The sequence below is a fragment of the Mesorhizobium sp. M0208 genome, assembly GCF_040322015.1.
Lineage (GTDB): Bacteria > Pseudomonadota > Alphaproteobacteria > Rhizobiales > Rhizobiaceae > Mesorhizobium.
In genome coordinates, this window is the sequence record NZ_JAMYSP010000092.1 from 1 (window position 1) to 4,767 (window position 4,767).

General features: G+C 58.8%; 5 protein-coding genes and 2 pseudogenes. 3 read left to right on the forward strand and 4 right to left on the reverse strand.

The features are described from left to right. Window positions 1-341: 341 nt before the first annotated feature. Window positions 342-494 carry a hypothetical protein gene (locus NKJ17_RS33525; protein ID WP_352691983.1) on the reverse strand — a complete coding sequence of 51 codons (153 nt, stop codon included), beginning with the start codon at window positions 492-494 and terminating at the stop codon, window positions 342-344. A gap of 214 nt (window positions 495-708) precedes the next feature. Next, window positions 709-1,131: pseudogene (locus tag NKJ17_RS33530) on the reverse strand (integrase core domain-containing protein); the annotation flags it as partial. 434 nt (window positions 1,132-1,565) lie between these two features. On the opposite strand from NKJ17_RS33530, the gene NKJ17_RS33535 reads away from it, so the two are divergent. Both NKJ17_RS33535 and NKJ17_RS33540 read left to right on the forward strand, forming a co-directional pair. Then, window positions 1,566-2,321 carry a transposase gene (locus NKJ17_RS33535; protein ID WP_352691988.1) on the forward strand — a complete coding sequence of 252 codons (756 nt, stop codon included), beginning with the start codon at window positions 1,566-1,568 and terminating at the stop codon, window positions 2,319-2,321. A 282-nt stretch (window positions 2,322-2,603) separates the two neighbouring features. Continuing rightward, window positions 2,604-3,377: an HpcH/HpaI aldolase family protein gene (locus tag NKJ17_RS33540; RefSeq protein WP_352691986.1), complete on the forward strand. Its 774-nt coding sequence runs from the start codon at window positions 2,604-2,606 to the stop codon at window positions 3,375-3,377. Here NKJ17_RS33540 and NKJ17_RS34210 read toward each other — a convergent pair. Beyond that, on the reverse strand, window positions 3,288-3,656 hold the full coding sequence (locus tag NKJ17_RS34210; RefSeq protein ID WP_502906599.1) for a recombinase family protein: 369 nt from the start codon (window positions 3,654-3,656) through the stop codon (window positions 3,288-3,290). The genes NKJ17_RS33540 and NKJ17_RS34210 overlap by 90 nt on opposite strands. A 160-nt stretch (window positions 3,657-3,816) precedes the next feature. Between NKJ17_RS34210 and NKJ17_RS33550 the strand changes: the two are divergent. After that, a pseudogene (locus NKJ17_RS33550) lies at window positions 3,817-3,921 on the forward strand (IS6 family transposase); the annotation flags it as partial. Window positions 3,922-4,371: 450 nt separating this feature from the next. Here the strand turns inward: NKJ17_RS33550 and NKJ17_RS33555 are convergent. After that, window positions 4,372-4,767: hypothetical protein (locus NKJ17_RS33555; RefSeq protein WP_352691987.1), on the reverse strand; the 396-nt coding region annotated here is incomplete at its 5' end.

Genomic DNA, 4,767 nt, shown 5'->3' on the forward strand with positions numbered 1-4,767 from the left:
AGCGCATCCTCGCGACAAACTGTGCTCCGCGGAATTGGTGGCTTTTGTGCATTTTAACGGTCAGAAAGGATAAATATGGATGGGTCGGCGGCTACGCAGTCAGAAGGCTCAAGCACTGCACGACCTGACTGCGAATCATTATTTGTCTAAAGATGGAACGACCGCAGAGGTTCGCCATAATGCGGAGCAAATCCCTCGACGAACGGCAGAATTGTGCGGATTTCACACATTCTTGCGACCTCGCGATTAGTCAAGCGCAATAAGAACAAAGCGGCCGACACGAACGCCGCGGGCGGCAAACTACCGCGCGAAGCCGTCAACGGCTCAAGGGTAATCGACGGTCACGCGAAATGAAATGCAATTTGGGCAGGAGAGAACGACATCAGTGATGCAGATACGCGCATCGCAGCGCGGCAGCTTGATGACGGCTCGATCCGCACCGACAACACCATCATGGCCAGCAGTCCAAGGCCGCACGAAAACAGGCCGAACACGTGAATGAACCTGACCGGTTCAGTATTGCCATGTTGGAATCTTCTTGCCCAACGGGGCCAATGGTATGGTCCCCGCCCTCTAGGCGCGGTGAAATCTCGAACGCCAACTCCAATGAGGAAGGATGTGGTGCAGGTCGTTCGACTAGGTCTGGATCCTGCGAAGTATGTCTTCGAGGTTCACGGCGTCGACAGCCACTGACCTGCCACTGAACATTCATCCAGCGGCGATTAGAGCCTTGGCCGTTTCTGTTACGCCTCTTGGCGCGGGTTGAGCAACCGGCGGAGGCGCAGAGCCTTCCATCAGCACAGCGTCGGAGCCGGTTGCGGTGATGTCCTCGGCGTATGCCGCCGGGGTCTGGTAGCCGAGCGAGGAACGAGGCCTCGCGGTGTTGAAGTCCTCCCGCCATTCGGCGATGGCGCTGCGGGCGTGGTCGAGGCCGAAGAACAGGCTTTCGTTCAAGAGCTCGTCGCGCATGCGACCGTTGAAGGATTCGACATAACCGTTCTGCATCGGCTTGCCCGGCGCGATGTAGTGCCATTCGATCCCGTGATCCTTCGACCATGCAAGGATGGCGTTCGAGGTGAACTCCGTGCCGTGGTCGGAGACGATCATGCCTGGCTTGCCGCGGTGGGCGATCGGCACCTCAGTTGCCAGCAGGTACAGCTGGTAGGCACCTTTGTCCTTGTACCAGCCAACGCCGCCGCCATTGACCTCGTCGAACGCTTCGATGCGCAGGGCAATGTCGTCCTTTTCCATTGTGCAGTCATAGCTGCCGCGGCCTCGGGCAGGCCTGATTCACTTCGCCGCACGGTCATTGCCTTGCAACATGTGCTGGCCGGGATTCAGAGCTGGGATGCTGCACCATCCCAGCGTCGCTGTCGGCGATGCCGTTCCCCAGATCCTGCGCCAGTGGCTCCAAGCGTTGCGCACCTGCTTCACAGCGCCCAGTTGGGAACATGCCCTTGTTCTGGTCATGGGAGCTTTGCTGGCGCCGGGCAAGCGGACCGTCAGCTCTTGCCTGCGCATGACCGGCCCGGGCCGAGGCCGCCAACTTTGCAAGCTACCACCAGATCCTCAACCGAGCCTGCTGGAGCCCCCGTGCCGTTGCCAGGCGGTTGCTGGGCCTCGTGGTCGAACGGCTCGTGCCCGATGGCCCCATCGTCATTGGCATGGACGACACCATCGAACGCCGATGGGGACACCGGATCAGCGCCCGGGGCATCTACCGGGATCCAGTGCGCTCCAGCCATGGCCATTTCGTCAAAGCCAGTGGCCCGCGCTGGTTGAGCTTCATGGTTCTGACCCCGGTGCCATGGACGAGCCTGGTAAAGGCCTTGCCGGTCTTGACCCTGCTTGCCTCATCCGAGCGATCCGACCATCAACGCGGGCGGCGCCACAAGCTGCTGACCGACTGGGCGCGGCAGGGCGCGCTGCAACTCTGTCGCTGGCTGCCAGGGCGCCGCATCATCTTCGTAGGCGACAGCAGCTTTGCCGTCCATGAACTGGGCCATGCCATCACTGCCAGGGCAACGCTCATCAGCCGGCTGCGACTGGATGCCAGCCTGTTTGCGCCACCGCCAAAGCGGAGGGCTCTACAGCCTCGTATCGCTATGGGCCTGCGATCTGCTCACCAGCACCACCACCCCATACGCAGCAGCGTGGAACCGAAAAACCAGCCTCACGTTCAGCGATGCCTTCGGCGCCGTCCGCCTCGCAAATCTGGATCGGCGACATTAATCAACGCTCCCCGCCAAACCGGGAACGACAAAATATCCCGCCAGAGCGCATCCTGCGAATGGCGCAAGCCCTGTTGCTTCGCCAGCTAAACATACAAAGTCGAGCTAACAACGTCACAAGCCAAGCAACCTGCTGCCGGAGTGCTGCCGCGAAACCGTCCGAGGCTTATGACACTGTAACGAACCGAGACCCACGTCAGCGCTTCAGCAGTGGCCTTTGCACCCTTCGCCGGAGCGGAGCCTGTGTCAACGGCGAATATCGCTTCGTGTGATAGGCAACTTCTGGACAAACTGTATATTTTGGTCAGTCAAGAACCCTGCCATCGTCCCCGCGAGAAAACAACTCACTTGGGCGCGCAAAGGATTGTGAGAATGGCAAAAAATTCGTTCGCTGAAACGATCAGGTCGGGAAAACCGCAAATTGGCGCCTGGATGCAAATTCCGCATGTGATAGTCGCAGAGACATTGGCGCAGACAAACCTAGATTTTCTTCTGGTTGATGGCGAGCATTCGCCCATTCCGCCCAACGCGCTCCTGCAGATTCTTCCTGCGACTGAACGGTACGGCATGCCTGTACTCTACAGAGTAGCCTGGAACAGGATTGAACTCATTAAAGCCGCGCTAGATCATGGTGCGAACGGCATCATGGTGCCAATGGTAAACTCCGGTGCCGAAGCCATTGAAGCTGTGTCGTCCGCAAAATATCCGCCCACGGGAAAGCGTGGATCTGGCGCGTGGAGAGCATCGAACTATTACCAAAACAATGCGGAGTATCGCAAGGCTGCGGACTCTAGTTTGGCCGTCGTACTCCAGATTGAAACACGAGAGGCTCTCAATAATCTGGACGACATAGCTTCAACGCCTGGTGTGGACGCGCTCTTCGTCGGACCGGCAGATCTTGCCCTTTCCTTGGGCATGGAACCGGGAGAGCTCACACCCGAGCTAGTGGATGCATGTCAAGCCGTCGCGAATGCAGCTAAGAAGTACGGTATAGCATCTGGCATTGATGTGGCATCCATAGAATATATGATTCGACTTAAAGTACTTGGCCTCAGCCTATTCACCTATGGATCTGACCCTGATTTTGTTTTGCAGGGCGGCCGCGCTGTGGCGAATGATTTCCACAACGCGTTTCTCGCTAAGTAGACCGCTCATTGATCCATCTAGATTGTGAAAGGTTGGGAGATTTCTGATTGCTGTGGGCACAAGCGACATCAGCGCAAAACTCCGCGGCTCGCCGAACAGGTGGAAGACCAGGCGACCGCCGGATGGCGTGATGTCGATGTTTCGGTTATGGATCGGAAGCCGACGCCGCTCCAGTTCGGTGATGATCTCGATGAGGTGCTTCATCGACCGGCCGAGGCGGTCGAGTTTCCAGACTGTGGGCGTGTCGCCCTCGCGAACGTAGCCGATCGCCTCCGCCAATCCGGTCCGTTCAGTCTTCAGTCGGATGCCTTATTCTCGAAAACCGCTTTGCGCAGAGCGTCGAGTTGCAGGGCGGTGTCCTGGTCGCCGGTGGAGACCCTTGCATAGCCGATAGAGGCCGAGAGACGTGGCTTGTCCGTTCTCTCCTCCGGTAAATTGTCGGAATCCGCAGATGCCGGGTGTCGAGCCTCGGTCGCATAAGCGATTGAACAACCGGGCGGAGAATGCACCCGTGCCCCTGCAAAAGCGGGAGCGGATGGTGCAGGCTTCCGATCACCAGGAGCCTCATGCGACCTGTCCATAGATCGATTGCTGCCCGTGCTTGCGTGAGAGTGGAGAACAGCGTTCGTTCAAGCCGCTGCGCCAGACATCACGTAGCGCGCGCACTGTCGCCGAAACCCTCCCAGTCGCCTCGGGCCGCCACGGGCGTAGGATTTCTCCCAGTCACGGTTCCGCGTGCCGAATTCGGATCGTCCGGATCGCCAGAAATGAAGCGCCGGACTCTCCATTGAAATGGAGGGAACAACGGTCTCAGGTCATTTTTGTCAGGGGCGAGAGTTTTCGGCCGGCCCTTACTCAACTTCGACATTGCGTCCGGATCGTTCGGCTATCGGCGTGGATTTGATGTCTTTGAATGACTGACTTCGTGAATCCTCTTGCGCATGCATAAGATTCTCAGAGGGCGAAGGCGGTGAGGTACATCATCATCTGCGCGTCAGAGCACGTCTTCTTGAGAAATTACGCAACGAGTTCTATCGCGCGATCCATGCTGAAAACCGAAGAAGAGCACTACCGGGCGTGTCGTAGAGCGCCCGGCGGCATCGGCGGCTTCGTCGCTGGATTTGATCACCGTCGAGGCCATCAGCAGCGTGTCGGCTGCTGCACCAGCCGCTCCTCGGCGGACGGAACGGCGCGGCGTGATTGAGATCGGCCAGGCCGTGCGCGGGCGGGGTCGAACCCGCAGGTTATTGTGCACGGTGCTGCGCGGGGTGACACCAGCTGCTGCCGTAGCCGGATCTTCGAACGCAGTCGTGGTTACGCCGGCGTCTTCAGGTTCGGTTCTGCTTTCGCGCACCTGTGGTGGTGCATTTTCATCCAATCTGTCTATTCC

Excerpts from the sequence above, each read along its gene's own strand:
- NKJ17_RS33540 (WP_352691986.1), top strand. The coding sequence starts at position 2,604 with ATGGCAAAAAATTCGTTCGCTGAAACGATCAGGTCGGGAAAACCGCAA.